21 protein-coding genes are annotated in these 16998 nt (G+C 66.1%); 11 read left to right on the top strand and 10 right to left on the bottom strand.

All coding sequences use genetic code 11. From position 1 onward, the window contains the following. Positions 1–33 precede the first annotated feature (33 nt). Both ACFQRC_RS09090 and ACFQRC_RS09085 read left to right on the top strand, forming a co-directional pair. The gene (locus ACFQRC_RS09090) at positions 34–1095 is read left to right on the top strand and encodes a histone deacetylase family protein (RefSeq protein WP_379960307.1); all 1062 of its coding nucleotides are present in this window, start codon (positions 34–36) and stop codon (positions 1093–1095) included. Then, positions 1088–1318 carry a hypothetical protein gene (locus ACFQRC_RS09085; RefSeq protein ID WP_379960304.1) on the top strand — a complete coding sequence of 77 codons (231 nt, stop codon included), beginning with the start codon at positions 1088–1090 and terminating at the stop codon, positions 1316–1318. The genes ACFQRC_RS09090 and ACFQRC_RS09085 overlap by 8 nt, the downstream gene beginning before the upstream one ends. Before the next feature lies 1 nt (position 1319). Here the strand turns inward: ACFQRC_RS09085 and ACFQRC_RS09080 are convergent, their stop codons facing one another. From ACFQRC_RS09080 to sucC, 3 genes are all read right to left on the bottom strand, one after another. Further along, on the bottom strand, positions 1320–2249 hold the full coding sequence (locus ACFQRC_RS09080; RefSeq protein ID WP_379960302.1) for an electron transfer flavoprotein subunit alpha/FixB family protein: 930 nt from the start codon (positions 2247–2249) through the stop codon (positions 1320–1322). After that, complete coding sequence (locus ACFQRC_RS09075; protein WP_379960300.1) at positions 2246–2995, bottom strand: electron transfer flavoprotein subunit beta/FixA family protein; 750 nt, start codon at positions 2993–2995, stop codon at positions 2246–2248. The genes ACFQRC_RS09080 and ACFQRC_RS09075 overlap by 4 nt, the downstream gene beginning before the upstream one ends. Before the next feature lie 96 nt (positions 2996–3091). Next, complete coding sequence (gene sucC / locus ACFQRC_RS09070; RefSeq protein WP_379960298.1) at positions 3092–4291, bottom strand: ADP-forming succinate--CoA ligase subunit beta; 1200 nt, start codon at positions 4289–4291, stop codon at positions 3092–3094. A gap of 153 nt (positions 4292–4444) precedes the next feature. On the opposite strand from sucC, the gene ACFQRC_RS09065 reads away from it, so the two are divergent. Then, the gene (locus ACFQRC_RS09065; RefSeq protein WP_379960296.1) at positions 4445–4858 is read left to right on the top strand and encodes a hypothetical protein; all 414 of its coding nucleotides are present in this window, start codon (positions 4445–4447) and stop codon (positions 4856–4858) included. A 30-nt stretch (positions 4859–4888) separates the two neighbouring features. On the opposite strand, the gene crtY is transcribed toward ACFQRC_RS09065, so the two are convergent. Continuing rightward, positions 4889–5998 (bottom strand): lycopene beta-cyclase CrtY, encoded by a 1110-nt coding sequence (gene crtY, locus ACFQRC_RS09060; protein WP_379960293.1) that lies wholly within the window; start codon positions 5996–5998, stop codon positions 4889–4891. A 207-nt stretch (positions 5999–6205) separates the two neighbouring features. On the opposite strand from crtY, the gene ACFQRC_RS09055 reads away from it, so the two are divergent. Then, the gene (locus ACFQRC_RS09055) at positions 6206–6592 is read left to right on the top strand and encodes a hypothetical protein (RefSeq protein ID WP_379960291.1); all 387 of its coding nucleotides are present in this window, start codon (positions 6206–6208) and stop codon (positions 6590–6592) included. An 88-nt stretch (positions 6593–6680) separates the two neighbouring features. After that, complete coding sequence (gene dinB / locus ACFQRC_RS09050; protein ID WP_379960427.1) at positions 6681–7718, top strand: DNA polymerase IV; 1038 nt, start codon at positions 6681–6683, stop codon at positions 7716–7718. Positions 7719–7872: 154 nt separating this feature from the next. On the opposite strand, the gene ACFQRC_RS09045 is transcribed toward dinB, so the two are convergent. After that, entirely contained in the window at positions 7873–8091 is a 219-nt protein-coding gene (locus ACFQRC_RS09045; protein ID WP_379960288.1) for a PspC domain-containing protein, read from the bottom strand. Positions 8092–8486: 395 nt separating this feature from the next. On the opposite strand from ACFQRC_RS09045, the gene ACFQRC_RS09040 reads away from it, so the two are divergent. The 3 genes from ACFQRC_RS09040 (at position 8487) to ACFQRC_RS09030 (ending at position 9556) form a co-directional block, all read left to right on the top strand. Further along, positions 8487–8774: a zf-TFIIB domain-containing protein gene (locus ACFQRC_RS09040; RefSeq protein WP_379960285.1), complete on the top strand. Its 288-nt coding sequence runs from the start codon at positions 8487–8489 to the stop codon at positions 8772–8774. Positions 8775–8898: 124 nt separating this feature from the next. Beyond that, positions 8899–9150: a hypothetical protein gene (locus ACFQRC_RS09035; RefSeq protein ID WP_379960282.1), complete on the top strand. Its 252-nt coding sequence runs from the start codon at positions 8899–8901 to the stop codon at positions 9148–9150. Then, the gene (locus ACFQRC_RS09030) at positions 9116–9556 is read left to right on the top strand and encodes a DUF488 family protein (protein WP_379960280.1); all 441 of its coding nucleotides are present in this window, start codon (positions 9116–9118) and stop codon (positions 9554–9556) included. The genes ACFQRC_RS09035 and ACFQRC_RS09030 overlap by 35 nt, the downstream gene beginning before the upstream one ends. A 4-nt stretch (positions 9557–9560) precedes the next feature. Here ACFQRC_RS09030 and ACFQRC_RS09025 read toward each other — a convergent pair whose 3' ends face one another. The 4 genes from ACFQRC_RS09025 to ACFQRC_RS09010 are packed head-to-tail and all read right to left on the bottom strand — an operon-like array spanning position 9561 to position 11982. Then, entirely contained in the window at positions 9561–10310 is a 750-nt protein-coding gene (locus ACFQRC_RS09025) for a Crp/Fnr family transcriptional regulator (RefSeq protein ID WP_379960277.1), read from the bottom strand. After that, on the bottom strand, positions 10307–10660 hold the full coding sequence (locus tag ACFQRC_RS09020; RefSeq protein WP_379960274.1) for an Mpo1-like protein: 354 nt from the start codon (positions 10658–10660) through the stop codon (positions 10307–10309). Before ACFQRC_RS09020 ends, ACFQRC_RS09025 begins: the two co-directional genes overlap by 4 nt. Continuing rightward, the gene (locus ACFQRC_RS09015; RefSeq protein ID WP_379960271.1) at positions 10647–11066 is read right to left on the bottom strand and encodes a hypothetical protein; all 420 of its coding nucleotides are present in this window, start codon (positions 11064–11066) and stop codon (positions 10647–10649) included. The genes ACFQRC_RS09020 and ACFQRC_RS09015 overlap by 14 nt, the downstream gene beginning before the upstream one ends. Before the next feature lie 58 nt (positions 11067–11124). Next, complete coding sequence (locus ACFQRC_RS09010; RefSeq protein ID WP_379960268.1) at positions 11125–11982, bottom strand: SDR family oxidoreductase; 858 nt, start codon at positions 11980–11982, stop codon at positions 11125–11127. A gap of 204 nt (positions 11983–12186) precedes the next feature. On the opposite strand from ACFQRC_RS09010, the gene ACFQRC_RS09005 reads away from it, so the two are divergent. After that, complete coding sequence (locus ACFQRC_RS09005; protein WP_379960266.1) at positions 12187–14286, top strand: TonB-dependent receptor plug domain-containing protein; 2100 nt, start codon at positions 12187–12189, stop codon at positions 14284–14286. On the opposite strand, the gene ACFQRC_RS09000 is transcribed toward ACFQRC_RS09005, so the two are convergent. After that, complete coding sequence (locus tag ACFQRC_RS09000; RefSeq protein ID WP_379960264.1) at positions 14283–14582, bottom strand: hypothetical protein; 300 nt, start codon at positions 14580–14582, stop codon at positions 14283–14285. The genes ACFQRC_RS09005 and ACFQRC_RS09000 overlap by 4 nt on opposite strands. A gap of 159 nt (positions 14583–14741) precedes the next feature. Between ACFQRC_RS09000 and ACFQRC_RS08995 the strand changes: the two genes are divergently transcribed. Together ACFQRC_RS08995 and ACFQRC_RS08990 are read left to right on the top strand one after the other, a co-directional pair. Beyond that, positions 14742–16505 carry an ABCB family ABC transporter ATP-binding protein/permease gene (locus ACFQRC_RS08995; RefSeq protein WP_379960261.1) on the top strand — a complete coding sequence of 588 codons (1764 nt, stop codon included), beginning with the start codon at positions 14742–14744 and terminating at the stop codon, positions 16503–16505. Positions 16506–16573: 68 nt separating this feature from the next. After that, positions 16574–16960 (top strand): hypothetical protein, encoded by a 387-nt coding sequence (locus ACFQRC_RS08990; protein WP_379960258.1) that lies wholly within the window; start codon positions 16574–16576, stop codon positions 16958–16960. The last annotated feature ends 38 nt before the right edge of the window (positions 16961–16998 follow it).

Here is a 16998-nt window from a genome sequence, read left to right as displayed (position 1 = left end):
CCGGATCAAGCCCGGGGTGACGAGGAAGCGGTGATGCGCACATTCTGGGACGATCGCCAGCGCCTCCACGCGCCCCGATTCGAATTCTTCAACGGCGGCCTCCACCCCGCCGCCGAGCATCCCGGCCGCGTCGACGCGATCCTTGCCGCGATCGGGCCGGCCGAAGCGCCGCGCGATCATGGCGAGGCGCCTTTGCTCCGCGTTCATTCGCGCGACTATCTCGATTTCCTGAAGGCGGCCCATGCCGACTGGCGCGCCGCCGGCCGCTCAGGCGACGCGATCCCTTACACCTTTCCCATCGTCCACCGCCGTCCGCTCGACCTGTCGCGGATCGACGGCCGCCTCGGCCGCTATGTCTACGATACGTCGACGCCGATCGCGGAAGGCACCTGGACCGCTTCCTACTGGGCGGCGCAAACGGCGCTTTCCGGCCTCGATGCCGTGCTGGACGGCGCGCGCGCCGCATTCGCCTTGTGCCGCCCGCCGGGCCATCATTGCGGCAAGGATTATGCCGGCGGCTATTCCTATCTCAGCAACGCCGCCATCGCCGCCGAAGCCGCGGTCGATGCCGGCAAGCGCGTCGCCATCCCTGACATCGACTATCATCACGGCAACGGGACCCAGGATGTCTTCTACGCGCGGAGCGACGTCTTCTTCGCCTCGATCCACGCCGATCCAAAGACCGATTATCCCTTCTACTGGGGCCATGCCGACGAGACCGGCGAAGGCGCGGGCGAGGGCACGACGCTCAACCTGCCGCTGCCGCGCGGAACCGGTCTGGCGGAGTTCGAGCGCGCCCTGGATCAGGCGCTGGAGGGCATCGCCACGTTCGCGCCCGATCTGCTGATCGTCTCCTACGGAGCAGACACGTTCGAGGGCGACCCGATCAGCTTCTTCAAGCTCAAGACCTCCGACTATGCCGGCCTCGGGCGCAGGATCGCAAACGCGGGTTATCCGACGCTGATTGTGATGGAGGGCGGTTACGCGGTGGAGGCGCTGGGCGCGAATGTCGCGGGGTTGCTGAGTGGCTTTGACCAGAGCTGCGGCCCCCAGCTACGTAGTGCTACGGACCAGTCGGGAGATAATCATGGCTAAGATGAACTGGAACGATCCTTATCGAGAAACTGATCCCGGGCGAGTAATTGAGGTCGGGGAGCTCCGCCGTCCGGTCGGTGAAGTCGTTACAGAGGCAGTGCGCCGACAAAGAGCCGCCGAGCGAGCCCACGACGACGCGGAGCTTCTTGCTCGCTCCGAGCAGATCCGACAAAGGCAGATAGCAAAGAAAAAGCAGTGGCTAGCAGAAGGCAAGCTCAAGTAAACTAAAGCTTCTCGGTCAGCTCCGGCACGATCTTGAACAGGTCTCCGACCAGGCCGATGTCGGCGACCTGGAAGATGGGGGCGTCCTCGTCCTTGTTGATGGCGACGATGACCTTGGAATCTTTCATGCCGGCGAGGTGCTGGATGGCGCCCGAAATGCCGATCGCGATATAGACTTCGGGGGCGACGATCTTGCCGGTCTGGCCGACCTGATAATCGTTGGGCGCATAGCCGGCGTCTACCGCCGCGCGGGAGGCGCCGACGCCGGCGCCGAGCTTGTCGGCCAACGGGTCGATCAGCGCGTGGAACTGGTCGGCGGAGCCGAGCGCCCGGCCGCCCGAGACGATGATCTTCGCGCTGGTGAGCTCGGGCCGCTCACTGGCGGCGATCTCGGCGCCGACGAAGCTGGAAAGACCCTTGTCGCCGGTGGCGGAAACGGTCTCGATCTCGGCCGAGCCGCCTTCGCTCGCCGCCTTGTCAAAGGCGGTACCGCGCACCGTCAGTACTTTCTTGGCGTCCGACGACTTGACCGTCGCGATGGCGTTGCCGGCGTAGATCGGGCGGGTGAACGTGTCTTCGCCCTCGACCGACATGACGTCCGAAATCTGCATCACGTCGAGCAGAGCGGCGACGCGCGGGGCGATGTTCTTGCCGGTGGTGGTGGCGGGCGCGACGAAGGCGTCGTGATGGCCCATCAGATCGACGATCAGGGGCGCCACATTTTCGGCCAGCGCATGGGCATAGGCCGCGTCGTCCGCGACATGGACCTTGCCGACGCCGGCGATATTCGCGGCCGCCTCGGCGACCCCGCCGACGCCCTCGCCGGCGACGATCAGGTGGACCTCGCCGAGCTTCGCGGCCGCGGTCACCGCGCTCAACGTCGCGTCCTTGAGCTGGCCGCCTTCATGTTCGACCCAGACGAGCGTCTTCATCCCACTACTCCCATCGTCTTCAGCTTGGCGATCAGCTCGTCGACCGAGCCTACCTTGACGCCCGCCTCGCGCTTGGAGGGTTCGCGGACGTTGGTGGTCGTGAGGCGGGGCGCGATGTCGACGCCGTAATCCTCCGGCGTCTTCTGCGCCAGGGGCTTCGATTTCGCCTTCATGATGTTGGGCAGCGACGCGTAGCGCGGCTCGTTGAGGCGAAGATCAGTGGTGACGATGGCGGGCAAGCTGAGCTTCACCGTTTCGAGCCCGCCGTCCACCTCCCGCGTGACATTGACGCTCTCGCCATCGACCTCGACCTTGGAGGCGAAGGTGCCCTGGCCCCAGCCGAGCAAGGCCGCCAGCATCTGGCCGGTCTGGTTGGAATCGTCGTCGATCGCCTGCTTGCCGAGGATCACCATCCGGGGCGCTTCTTCCTCGACGATCTTGGCAAGGATCTTCGCCACCGCGAGCGGCTCGACCTCCTGTTCGGTCGTGACCAGAATGGCCCGATCCGCGCCCATCGCCAGCGCCGTGCGCAACGTCTCCTGCGCCTTGGCCGGGCCGATCGACACCGCGACGATCTCGGTCGCCACGCCCTTTTCCTTGAGGCGGATGGCTTCCTCGACGGCGATCTCGTCGAACGGATTCATGCTCATCTTGACGTTGGCGAGATCGACGCCCGAGCCGTCGGCCTTGACCCGCGGCTTGACGTTGAAATCGATGACCCGCTTCACCGGCACCAGCAGCTTCATTTCTGCTCCCTCTTTGTACCGTCATTCCAGCAAAAGCTGGAATCTCCCTGCCTAAAGAAGTGAGATCCCAGCTTCCGCTGGGATGACGCTTGAAACCTACGCCGCTTCCTTCACCTGCGCGACGATCTTCCTCGCGGCATCGCCGAGGTCGTTCGCGGCCACGATCGGCAGGCCGCTGTCGGCGAGGATGCGTTTGCCTTCCTCGACGTTGGTGCCTTCGAGGCGGACCACCAAAGGCACCGACAAATTCACTTCCTTCGCCGCGGCGATGATGCCGTTGGCGATGATGTCGCAGCGCATGATGCCGCCGAAGATGTTGACCAAAATGCCCTTCACCGCCGGATCGGACAGGATGATCTTGAACGCCTCGGTCACCTTTTCCTTGGATGCGCCGCCGCCGACATCGAGGAAGTTGGCCGGGAAGGCGCCGTTCAGCTTGATGATGTCCATCGTCGCCATGGCGAGGCCGGCGCCGTTGACCATGCAGCCGATATTGCCGTCCAATTTGATGTAGGCGAGGTCGTGCTTCGACGCCTCCAGCTCCATCGGATCCTCTTCGCTCTCGTCGCGAAGCGCCGTCAGGTCGGCATGGCGGAACATGGCGTTCGAATCGAAGCCGACCTTGGCGTCGAGGACGAGCAATTTGCCGTCATCGGTGACGGCGAGGGGGTTGATCTCGATCTGGCTGGCGTCGGTGCCGAGGAATGCGTCGTAGAGCTTCGCCAGCATCTTGGCGGCCTGCTTGGCGAGATCGCCTTCGAGCTCCAGCGCCGCGGCGACGGAGCGGCCGTGATGGGGCATGAGGCCGGTCGCGGGATCGACGGTGATGGTGTGGATCTTCTCAGGGGTCGAATGGGCGACTTCCTCGATGTCCATGCCGCCTTCGGTCGAGGCCACGACCGCGATGCGGCCGGTGGCGCGGTCGACGAGCAAGGCGAGATAGAATTCCTTGGCGATATCGACCCCGTCGGTGACGTAGAGGCGGTTGACCTGCTTGCCCTCGGCGCCGGTCTGGATCGTCACCAGGGTGTTGCCGAGCATTTCGGAGGCGGCGACGCGCACTTCCTCCTCGGAGCGGGCGAGGCGGACGCCGCCCTTCGCATCCGGTCCCAACTCCTTGAACTTGCCTTTGCCGCGGCCGCCGGCGTGGATCTGCGCCTTGACGACGTAGAGCGGCCCGGGAAGCTGACGCGACGCCGCCACGGCCTCCTCGACACTCATCGCGGCGATGCCCGCCGGCACCGGCACTCCGAATTTCGCCAGCAGCTCCTTGGCCTGATATTCGTGGATGTTCATGAGACGGGGGAATCCTTCCGAGCAGATTTTGCCGGGTCTTAAGCACAGTGGCGCGCCCATTGGAAGACGTTGGGCGGGCTTCGGACATGGCGCGGCGGCGGCGCGTTCCTATATTCCGCTCATGCTTCGCCCTTGCCCTTGGAAACACACGCGATGAAGCCTGGCATAATCGACTGGCTGGGACGGGCGGCGATGCTGGTGCTAGCCGGCATGGTGACGCTCGCGATCATCGGCTCGATCGCGGCGATTCCCTCGGAAAGCCTCGAAACCCGGATGGGCATCGAGAGCCGGGAGCGCGACACGATTGTCGAAGAAGCGCGGCCGGAGGCGGCGGAGCGGCGGCCGGAGGCGAGCTCATCCGCCCCTTCCGATACCGAAGCGGCGGTAGAACCCCCCTCGCCGCCGCCACCGGATGAGGCGGAGCCGGCGCGGTGGCTCGAAGCAATCACCTACGCCTTGCTCGCCCTGGTCGGCATCGCCGCGCTCGCTACCCTGATCCTGTGGCGAGGGCTGCGTGAGCGAAGGCGGATCGCCGATGCGGTCGAGGAGCTGGCGGCGCGGGCTTGAGCGTGCACATCGCGAAGCCGCTTCAATCGGCTAGGCCGGCCGCGAGATCCGCCGCCGGTCGAACATCGTCGCGTGACCGCCATGGAAGCGCGCGATGACGCCGGGGTCAAGCCCGTGCAGGCGCTCGAGCATGGCCATTCGCTCGCCCGGCGGCGCCTGGAACAATGATTTGTTGAAGCCGCGATAAAATTCGCGCTTACGCCATAGCGCCGCGGCCTGGCTTTCAAACACATCGTGAAGCCGCGCGCCGGTGAAATCGCCTTGCTCGGTGAGCATCGTCGCCGTGCGGAGCGCGTCGGGCAGCGCCTGGCCGGTGGCGGGATGGAAGAAGCCGCCGCGCGGGCCGAGCTTGGCCACCCGCGCCCCGCCGACGCGCCAGAAGGCGGGGAAGTCGCCGCCAATGGTCAGCGCGCGCGCCCCGGCCGTCTCGCGCAGCCGCTCCGCCGGCGTCCAGCCGCGCCGCGCGAGATAGGCGTCGAGCCTGGCTGCCGCCTCCCCGTTTTCCATGCCGGGAAGCTCGGACAATGCGACGTCCTCGACCATCATCCTGTCCTCGGCCAATGGCAGGCACCGGAAGAAGCGCGCGCCGTCGGCCGCTCCGGCCGTGGCGTCGACCAGCACCGGCCGGTCGAGCCCGTGCGCCCCCGCCAGCCGATAGTCGCGGGCGAAAAACCGGCGCCAGCCCAGTTCCAGCATCGACAGGTTGGCGGCCCCGCGCGCATCGACGGCGCCATCGGCCCTGATCTTCTCGCCGCCCTGGAGGATCAGCTCATTGTCGCGCACCGCGACGATCTTCGTGCCCAGCCGATACTGGTCCGGGCGGAGCGTCTCGCGCACCGCGCGGTCGATCGCCTCGGGCTCTATCGCCCCGCAGTCGGTCCTGAGCTTCCGCCGAAGCCCCGGAAAGGCGACATAATAGCCAGGCCAAGCGTGGCCGGCGAGCGGCTCGGCGAGCCAGAGGTCGCCGCCTTCAATGTCCCCGGCGAAGAAGCCGTGCAACTCGTCTCCGCCGAAGCTCTCGCCCTCCTCGACGAGCAGGATCGGGACTTCGGGGCGCGCCCTCGCCATGGCGAGCGCCGCGAGGCTCCCCGCCAGCCCCCCGCCCGCGATGAGCAGTCCGTCCCTCTTGTCCCTCGCCATAGCGGCTCATGGTACAGAAAGGGGCGGGCTTAAGCCATGCTCCCCCGCGCCAGCGGACGCAGGAGCCTCATTTTGGCACTGTCCGGGCGGCGATACATCTGAAAAGGGTCAAGTATATCCGTGTAGTCGAGGGAACTTCTTCTCGGCTCCAGCGCTGTCTGGGAAAGAGAAACAGGGATTCAAAAGTGCAGCATGGAACAGCGCCTCATGGCTGCGGCGCTTCTACTGCCGCTCGTCTTCACGGCGCCCGCAGAGGCGCAAGGACCGGCTGACGTCCGCAGCGACACCAGGGCTTTCGGCCCAACCTATGCGCCTCCCCGCGAGAGCAGGTCCGTCCACCTTCCGCTCCAGGCGGGCACGCCGGGCTTCAGCCTTTCCTCGGTCCCGATCGTCGAGCAGGACGGATCGACCGTGTACCGCAAGACCCTTGTCGGCAATTGGTCGCTGGCGCGCGATGTCACGCTCGGGGTCGGGCTGATCGAGGTGACCCGGACTTCGCACAAGGAGCGCGCGATCCGGCGCGCGCGGCCGATGGCCGATACGGAAGGCCGGAGCGACCGCATCGCAGCGGTGGGCCTCAGCTTCCGCTTCTGACTTTCCTCCGGGCGCCCGCTCGCGTAAAGAACAGGGCGTGAACGAGGCAGGCGACACCGGGACTGTCCGCAAGATCATCCATGTCGACATGGATGCCTTTTACGCGTCGGTCGAACAGCGCGACGATCCTGCGCTTCGCGGCAAGCCGGTCGCGGTGGGAGGTTCGTCGGGGCGGGGCGTGGTGGCCGCCGCCAGCTACGAGGCGCGCCGCTTCGGAATCCGTTCCGCGATGCCGTCGGCGACGGCCAGGCGCCGCTGCCCCGGCCTCATCTTCGTCAAGCCGCGCTTCGACGCCTATCGCGCCGTCTCCAACCAGATACGCGCAATCTTCGCCGACTACACGCCGCATGTCGAACCCTTGAGCCTGGACGAGGCCTATCTCGACGTCACGGAAGATTTGCGCGGGATCGGCTCCGCCACCGCGATCGCCGTCGAGATACGCGCCCGTATCCGCGCGGAGACCGGCCTCACCGCCTCGGCCGGGGTTTCCTACAACAAATTCCTCGCCAAGCTGGCCAGCGACCAGAACAAGCCGGACGGCTTGTGCGTCGTGACGCCGCGGCAGGGGCCGGCCTTCGTCGCCGGCCTACCGGTCAAGCGCTTCCACGGCGTCGGTCCGGTCACCGCGGCGAAGATGGCGAGGCTCGGCATCGAGACCGGCGCGGATCTGCGCGCGTGCAGCCTCGAATTCCTCCAGAGAAATTTCGGAAGCTCCGGCCCCTATTATCACGACCTCGCCCGCGCCATCTGTCACCGCCAGGTGCGCGCCGACCGCGAGCGCAAGTCGATCGGCGCCGAGGACACATTCATGAACGACCTTAAAACCGAGGCCGATCTCGTCGCCGAACTCGACCGGATCGCCGCGACCGTCTGGAGCCGCATCGCCGAGCGATCGATCAGCGGCCGAACCGTGACGCTCAAGGTGAAGTTTCAGGATTTCCGGATCGTGACCCGCGCCCGATCGCTCCCGGCGGCGGTTCCGGACAGGGAGCAGTTCCTCGCAATCGGCGTGTCGCTGCTGCGCGGGCTGCTCCCGATGGAGAAAGGCGTTCGCCTGCTGGGGCTCACTTTGTCGGGGCTCGAGGCGCCGGACGCCGCGCCGCCACAGCTCGGGCTGCCGATCTGATCGGCGCTGCCTTTGTGGATCGTTGTCTTCGCGCCGCGTCTAGCGCGGGGAAGGGCGCTCGCCGCGGGTCGAAAGCCCCAGTTCGCGGCGCGCGAGCAGCATTTGCAGGCGGTAGAGGCAGATTCGGGCGAGGCTTCTTCTCATCGCCGGACGCTCAATCCTGGCCGGCGAACAGGCCGGTCAGCAGGTAAGCGAGGAGGGCCAAAGGCCCCAGATAGAGGGCGAGCAGGACGAAGGTCACCCGGACGAGGAGAGGATCGACGTCCATCCACCGGGCGAAACCGGAGCAGACGCCCATCAGTTTCGCATTGCCTTTGTCGAGCGCGTAGCGGCTGTTCATGTCATTGGCCTTGATGATGGGATTGTGGCGCACCGGCCGATCAGATGAACTGACCGACCGGGCCGACGGCGGCGGTGACGAAGAGCGTGGTGGCGAAGAGCGCGCCGACGATCGAGGCGGCGAACTGGTGAAGATTGGCGTAGGTCATTGTACTGTCTCCCTGAACCGACCCGGACCATCCGGGCCATGCCAGCAGGATTGCAGGGAGCGTGCCAAAAGCCGAAATTGGCGGAAAGACAGAAATTTCCCAGTCCATACGGCGCACAGGCGGCTTAATCGGCGCCCAATGTTGGGAAATTTCGCGGCTTGTTGGGAAATGTGGAGGAGCAGTGCCCGTCCATTAGCGTACTGACGTGTCCGCTTTCGAACGCAAGGTTGAAGCCAGGCAGGCGGGCCCCTAGCTTTGAGAGCAAAGGAAAGGAACCCCTATGGCCGAACCCATGGTCTGTCCCGTCGACCGCACGCCGCTGGTGATGAGCGACCGGCAGAATATCGAGATCGATTATTGTCCGACCTGCCGCGGCGTCTGGCTGGACCGGGGCGAACTCGACAAGATCATCGAGCGCAGCGCCGCCGCCAGCGCGCCACCCCGCGCAGCCGATCCGCCCCATGCCGGCCACGCGCCCCGTCCCGGTTTCGGCGGCGGCTATAATTCGGGCTATGACCAGCCTTATCGCAAGCGCAAGAAAAGCTTCCTCGAAGAAATTTTCGACTGATTTTCGGCGTCTTAACCGTTCGTAAAACGGGCAGGCCATAGCGTTCGAGACACTCCGGCGGAACGTTCGCGGCGAAACGCGGCGAACTTCAGCGGCGGAGGCGCGCTCGAACGGGATGCACCTGATGCCACGTCTGTCACACCGTCTCTTCCAGGCTGTCGCGGCGGGCCGCCGGCTCCGCTGGCTGCCGTCGAATCGCGAGCAGGTGCTGGCGCGGCTGCTGGTGAAGCGGGCCGAGGCGCGGCAGGCGGGGCTCGAATCCCTCGAAGCCTCTCTTCGCGAACAGATCGCCTGGTCCTTGCCGATGCGGCGCGGCTCGGAAGCTGCTATGCCCGCTCACGATGACGAAGCCCCCGCTCTCGACGATCGGCTATGAAGGCAAGACGGTCGAGGAGTTCCTCGACCAGCTCGACGCGGCCGGAGTCGCGTTGCTGATCGATGTCCGCGCCGTGGCGGCCTCCCGCCGGCCCGGTTTCTCCAAGACAGCCCTCGCCGGCGCCCTGCGCGAACGCGGCATCGACTATCTTCATCTGCGCCCCCTCGGCACCCCGAAGGCGGGGCGCGATGCGGCGCGCAAGGGCAGGATCGCCGAGATGCGCGCGATCTACGAAGAGCAATTGGAAACCCCGGAAGCGGCGCTCGCGATGGAGACGGCATTTGCGGCGGCCGGCGAGCGGCACGCCGCCCTGCTTTGCTTCGAGGCGGATGCCGCCTGCTGCCACCGCGCCATGGTCGCCGAGCGGCTCGTCGCGCGGGCCGGCTTCGAGGTGCGGAACCTCTGACCTGTCAGCGGGGACGCCGCTCCAGGAAAAGATAGGCCGGGCTGAACTCGGCCGTCCGCCGCAGCCGCTCCCAATCGTGGACGACGACATCACCCCCGCGAAAGGTGAGCAGATCGTCGTCGCGCAGCTTCTTCAGCATCCGGTTGACGTGGACGGGGGTGAGACCCGTCGCATCGGCCAGGTCCGCCTGCGTCAACGGCAGGCTGTAGCCGCGCTCGGTGGCGAGCCCGACGACCTGCATCCGGACGAACAGCTCGCACAATATGTGGGCGATCCGGGCCAGCGCCGTCCTCCGCCCCATCGACAAGATCCATTCGCGGTGGATGGCGGCGTCGAGCAGGGTCGAGAACCACAACATGCGCGCGAGGTGGGGATGCTCCTCGGTGACGCGCTTCATCGCCTCATGCGGGACGAAGGCGATCCGGACCGGCGTCAGCGATCCGATATTGTGCTCGAGACGTTTCAGCAGGAAGCTGTGGAGGTCGACGAAATCGCCGGGCACATGCAGCTCCAATATCTGGCGCTGCCCGTCCGCGAGATCCTTGTAGCGGCAGACCATGCCCTCGACGAGGAGGTTGCATTCGCTGACCGCCACGCCCGCCCGCACCAGGGTCTCGCCGGGGCCGAAGGTGCGCACCTCGCTCACGCTCGCGGCGAGCGCCCGCTCCTCCTCGTCCGACAGCAGATCGCGCACCCGAAGCTTTCGGACCAGGCGGTCGGTTGCGTCGGCGTGGATAAGCGTGTCCGATTTCATGAATGCCCTTCGCGCGCGGCGTCGTCCGGAAGCCGCGCCGCCGCGAGCTCGGGTCCGAGCCGGCCGGTGAGCCACAGCCACCACATCCTGAAATCGGCGCGAAGCGACCAGAGCGGATAGGTGAAGGTGGCCGGTCGGTTGCGCTCGATGGCGGCATGGCTCGTCCAGGCGAAGGCGTAGCCCGCGACCGGCATCGCGACGAGCAGCCACCATTCGCCCGTGACCACCGCCGCCAGCGCCAGCAGCACGACCAGGCTGGTCCCGGCATAATGGAAGGCGCGAGTGCGTGGCTGCGAATGCTCGCGCAGGTAGAAAGGCCAAAATTCCCCGAAGCTCTTATGGACGCGCATCGCCGGCCTCCTCGTGCGAAACGCCCGCGAGATGACTCGCCCCCAGTCCGCCCAGCAGCGGCGCCACTATCGCCGCGATTTGCATCCATACGGGATGCGGAATCATCAGGATGGTCATGATCCCGCCGCACGCCACCAGCGCGGCGACGAGCCAGGGCGTCCACCTGCCGCCCGCGATGCGGCCAGCGACAAAGCCGCCCGAGAGCGCGCCCGCGAACCAGGCGAAGACGACGATCAGCTTCGCCGGCAGCGGGATAGACGGCAGCGCCTGGGCGACGAGTTCCGGATCGCGCAGGTCCAGATCTTCGGGAAGCGGAAAGGCGACATGTCCGACCGCCTCGATCAGCCAGATCACCGCGAACGCCGAGACCGTGCCCGCGACGATAGCGCCGATGATCCGCAGCATGTTCCGCCCCCTGTCGCCGTTCATCGCGGCTATAGCAGGTTCGCTCGCGCCGAAAAACCTAGCCGCCGACGATGGTGCCTCCATTGGGATGGAGCACCTGTCCCGACATGTAGCGCGAATCCTCGCAGGCGAGGAACAGGAAGCTCGGCGCGACCTCGTTGGGCTGGCCGGGCCGGCCCATCGGCGTGTCCTCGCCGAAATGCTCCATCTTTTCCGGGCTGGAGCCGCCGAACGGATTGAGCGGCGTCCAGATCGGCCCCGGCGCGACCGCATTGACCCGGATTCCCTCGCCGACCAGATTCTCCGACAGCGAACGGGTGAAGGCGGTGATGGCGCCCTTGGTGCTCGAATAATCGAGCAGCTCCTTCGACCCCTGGTACATGGTGATCGACGTGCAATTGACGATCGCCGCGCCCTTCTTGAGGTGGGGCCGCACCGCCTGGGTCAGGAAGAACATCGAGAAGATGTTGGTCTGGAAGGTGCGCTTCAGTTGCTCCTCGGTGATGTCGGTGATGTCCTTGTCGGGATGCTGCTCGCCGGCATTGTTGACGAGTATGTCGATGCCCCCCAGCTTCTCCACCGTCTCGGCGACGGCGCGGTCGCAAAAGGCCTTGTCGCCCAGGTCGCCGGCGATCGTGATCGCCTTCCGGCCCTCCGCCTCGACGATCGCCTTCGTCTCGGCCGCGTCGTCATGTTCGCACAGATAGAGGATGGCGATGTCGGCCCCCTCGCGGGCGTAGAGCGCCGCCACCGCCCGGCCGATGCCGCTGTCCGCGCCCGTGACCAGCGCTACCTTGCCTTCGAGCCGGCCGGAGCCCGGATAAAGCGGCTCCCAGTCAGGTTTCGGTTCCAGCGCGCTCTCGTGGCCGGGAAGTTGATCCTCGTGGATCATGTCGATCGTGCCGGTGTCTGACATGGCTTCACTCCTTGCCTTCGCGGAGGAGAACCAGCGCATTGGGCGGCGGGTTCCTTCGGGCGATCCGGCGCGGCGCGGCCGTTGGTCTGAAAGAGACCGACTCTGGTCGAAAATGCCGCCCAATTCGGTTTCACTCCCATAGACATTTGCTTTTCAACGTGCTTTGCCGCCGCAACACAGCGCTACAGCCGGAAGGAGGGCATCTTGGGGTTGGTCGGATCCGCCAGGATAAGGACATATCGCGCCGCGCTCGCCGCGAGCGCCATGGCGGCCGTCTCTCCCGCGCTCGCGCAGGATAGCGGCGATGCCGCGCCTCCGGTCGCGGCCGCGCCGGTCGCCGTCGAAGGGGCCCAGAGCTACACGCCGGAGGATTTCGCCCGATTCTCGCCCAAGACGGCGCTCGACATGCTGCGCCAGGTGCCGGGGTTCACGATCGAGGAGCAGGACGAACGCCGCGGACTCGGACAGGCGACCGCCAACGTGCTGGTCAACGGCCAGCGTTTCTCCGGCAAGTCGAACGACGTGGTCACCGAACTCAGCCGCATCTCGGCGAGCAACGTCACCCGCATCGACATCGTCGACGGCGCGACGCTCGCCGTGCCGGGCCTGTCCGGCCAGGTCGCCAACATCATTACCGCGTCCACCGGCATGAGCGGCTCGTTCGCCTGGCGGCCCCAGATCCGCGCCCGCCGCACCGAGGCGCGCCTCACCAACGGCGAAGCTTCGATCAGCGGGCAGGCGGCCGGCTTCGATTATACATTGAGTATCCAGAATAACAGTTTCCGCAACGGCAATGCGGGTCCGGAAATCGTCTACACGCCCGACCGCACGATCATCGACCGACGCGAGGAGGTGTTGACCGTCTATGGCGAGGAGCCGCGACTGTCGGGATCGCTCAAGCGTATCTTCGGAGACGGATCGATCCTGAACGTCAATGCCGCCGCCGGCATCTTCGACCAGGACGTGCAGGAGCTCGGCACCCGAATCGGCCCGGATCAGCCCGACCGCTTCCGCGACGTGACCGAGATCACCGACCGCTACAATTACGAGCTCGGCGGCGATTATGAGTTCGGCCTCGGCGCCGGTCGGCTGAAGCTAATCGGGCTGCACCGTTTCGAGCATAACGAGTTCACACAGACCCTGGTCCAGACCTTTGCGGACGACACGCCGACGCTCGGCCAGCGCTTCACCCAGATCGGCGACGAGGCCGAGACGATCGCCCGCGCCGAATATCGCTGGAAGGCGGGACCGGCGGATTGGCAGGCCTCGGTGGAGGGCGCGCTCAACAGCCTCGAGGTCGAGAACGGGCTCCAGGAGATCGATGACGAGGGCGAATTCGTCCCCATTCCCTTCCCCAATTCGACCGGGACGGTGGAGGAGAAGCGGGCCGAGGCGACGCTGACCTATGGGCGGCCGCTCTCGCCCGAGCTGACCTTGCAGGCTTCGCTCGGCGGAGAATATTCGCGGCTGACCCAGAGCGGCCCCAACGGGCTCGACCGCACTTTCTACCGGCCCAAGGGCTTCGTGAGCCTGGCGTGGCGTCCGACGGCGGGGCTCGACATCAGCGCGCGTCTCGAGCGCGAGGTCGGCCAGCTCAACTTCTTCGACTTCGTCGCGTCGGCCAATGTGAGCGGGGGCACGGCAAATGGCGGCAACGCCAATCTCGTCCCGCCACAGAGCTGGAACCTCGATCTCGAGGCCACCCGGAACCTCGGCGCCTGGGGAACGACGACGTTGAGGCTCTACGGCGAGCAGATCACCGACATCGTCGACATCGTGCCAATCGGCGAGGATGGCCAGGCGCCGGGCAATCTCGACAGCGCCCTCCTCTACGGCGTCCAGTGGACGAGCACCGTCAATCTCGACCCGCTCGGCTGGCGCGGCGCCAAGGTCGATCTCGACCTCCAGTTCCAGCGGACCCGGCTCGACGACCCGGTGACGGGGGTTCGGCGCGCGGTCAACGAGGACGTCTACCGCCGCGTCGTCATCAATTTTCGCCACGACGTTCCGGCGACGGACTGGGCCTATGGCTGGGGCCTCGACCATTTCGCCCAGACGCCGGGGTACAGGCTCGACCAGAGGTTCCGCTTCGCCAACTCGCCGGGCAATGTCGGGATATTCGTCGAGCATAAGGACGTGCTCGGCATGACCGTGCGGGGCAGCGTCGACAATCTGCTCGGAACCGAGGAAGGATTCGACCGCAGCTTCTACGACCGACGCCGGACCAACGACCTGCTTTTCACCGAAAGCCGCGATCGGTTCTACGGGCCGGTCTTCACGCTCGCGATCAGCGGCAAAATCTAGCGGGCGGCGAGCTGCTTCTTCTGGGACGAGGGCCGCGAGCGCTGGTCGCGGTCGGGCTCCGGAAGGTCGACCTCGCCCGGCAGGATCTTGTAGGAGATCTTGCTGTCCCCGGGCATGCACTGGGCGACGACGACCGGATAGAGCAGATCGCCGTGCCGGCCGACGGCATCGGCGGTCGCGGCCGTGCAGGCATCGGCGCTCTCATATTGCGCTTGGGTCACGCCCACCTGCTGGCAGGCGGTGTCCGCCTCGCCGCAACCGAGTATCGCCATCACGTAAAATGCCGGGCCCATCATTACCTCCGCTCCTTCTGGTATCTAAACCGTTGGAGTGCATCGGGGTTCCTGATGTTTCGCAGCCATAACTTGGTGCGGCCATCCGGCATCCCTATTTAGACGAAGATGTCCCCCGAGACGACGAACGAGACCCATCGCCCCGAGGCGGGATGGAGCGCGATGCGGCGCTTCCTCCCTTATCTGTGGCCGGCGGGCGAGACCGCGCTCAAGACGCGGGTCGTCGTCGCCTTGTTCTTCGTGCTGCTCGCCAAGAGCGCGACCTTCGTCACCGCTTATGCCTATAAGGGCGCGATCGACCGCATGACGGACCGGGTCGATGCCGCGGTGATGCTCGCCGTCGCGCTGGTGGTGGCTTATGCGGGCGCCCGCTTCGCCGGAATCTTCTTCGACAACGTCCGCAACGCCATATTCGAACGGGTCGGGCAGGACGCCGCGCGCCGCCTCGCCGAGAATGTCTTTCGCCACATCCACGCTTTGTCGCTTCGCTTCCATCTGGAACGGCGGACGGGTTCGCTGACCAAGATCGTCGAGCGCGGCACCAAGAGCATCGATTCGATGCTCTATTTCCTGCTCTTCAACATCGCGCCGACGTTGATCGAGATCGTCGTCGTCTGCATCATCTTCCAGATCGAATTCGGCCCCGGGCTGGTCGTCGCCACACTGGTCATGGTCGTCGTCTACATCGCCTTCACCCGCATCGTCACCGAGTGGCGGACCAAGCTCCGCCGCGAGATGAACGACATCGACAATCACGCCATCGCCCGCGCCGTCGATTCGCTGCTCAATTACGAGACCGTCAAATATTTCACCGCCGAGGAGCGCGAGGCGCGGCGCTACGGCAAGGCGATGCGCGCTTATGCCGACAGTGCGGTCAAGAATGAGTCGTCTCTCGCCTGGCTCAATGTCGGCCAGTCGCTCATTACCAACCTGATGATGGCGGGCGCGATGGGCTATACCGTGTGGGGCTGGTCGACCGGCCGGTTCACCACGGGCGACGTGGTGCTGGTAAACACGCTTCTGGCCCAGCTCTTCCGGCCGCTGGACATGCTCGGCTGGGTTTATCGCAACATCCGCCAGGGCCTCATCGACATGGAGCAGATGTTCGGCATCATCGACACGCCTGCCGAGGTCGTCGATCCCGAGGGGGCGCCCGACCTCCGCGTCTCTGCCGGCCATGTCCGCTTCGAGAACGTGGAGTTCGGCTACGATCCCGAGCGACCGATCCTCAAGGGCATCGACCTCGACGTTCCGCCCGGCACGACGCTCGCCGTGGTCGGTCCCTCGGGGGCGGGCAAGTCGACCTTGTCGCGGCTCCTGTTCCGCTTCTACGAGCCGACCGGCGGCCGCATCATTATCGACGGGCAGGACATCACTCAGGTTGCCCAGGCCAGCCTGCGCGCCGCGATCGGCATCGTCCCGCAGGACAGCGTGCTGTTCAACGACAGCGTCGGCTACAATATCGGCTATGGCCGCGAAGGCGCGACGCAGGCGGAGATCGAGGATGCCGCGCGCGGCGCCGCCATCCATGATTTCATCCTGGACCTACCGGACGGCTATGATTCGAAGGTCGGCGAGCGCGGGCTCAAGCTGTCGGGCGGCGAGAAGCAGCGCGTCGCCATCGCCCGCACCTTGCTCAAGGACCCTCCGATCCTGATCCTCGACGAGGCGACCAGCGCCCTCGATAGCCGCACCGAGGCGGCGATCCAGGAGACGCTGCGACGCATCGAGCGCGGCCGCACCAGCATCGTCATCGCCCACCGCCTCTCGACCGTGGTCGACGCCGACCAGATCGTCGTGCTGGACGAAGGCCGCATCGTCGAGCGCGGCACTCACCGCCAATTGCTCGTCAAGCGCGGGCTCTACACCGAGATGTGGCTGCGGCAGCAGAGCGAGCGCGAGGAAGAGGCCGAGGCGGCGGAATAGGATGCCGGCAAAACTTTCATTTCGGGGCACCGCGGTTAATATGCCGCGAGAATGGTAAGGACCCGCCCATGAACCGGATTGTTGCACTGCTGGGAACGTTCTTCGCGGCGGCCGCCGCGCCGGTTGCCGCGCAAGACATCCCGGAATTGGCGCTGTCGCCCGGGGAAGCCGTTACGGTGCGGATCGATGGTGGCGGTCGCGGCATGGCATCGGAGCGGGGAAAGGCGGTATGGTCCGATTTCGATGTTTATGCTGCTCGGCACCTTGCCGGGATCACGCCGCCCGAGGCGCCGACACCTGTGGCGACCCCCTTCCCCTCCAGCAGCGCAGATCCCAGTCCCGAGCCGGTCCCGGCCGGCCTGGTTCGAGTGCGGCTTCACTCCATAGCCGGCAAGCATACATTGCTCGTCGTTGAGAAGGCCTTGATCGCGCCTTGGCCTATCGCGCCCGAATGACGGCAAACGGCCAGTCCCGACCTACCGATGTCTGCGTC

It is taken from the genome of Enterovirga sp. GCM10030262 (assembly GCF_042666435.1).
Classification (GTDB): domain Bacteria; phylum Pseudomonadota; class Alphaproteobacteria; order Sphingomonadales; family Sphingomonadaceae; genus Allosphingosinicella.
Note: the sequence above shows the minus strand (reverse complement) of the source record. Positions and strands in the feature narration are given on the sequence as shown.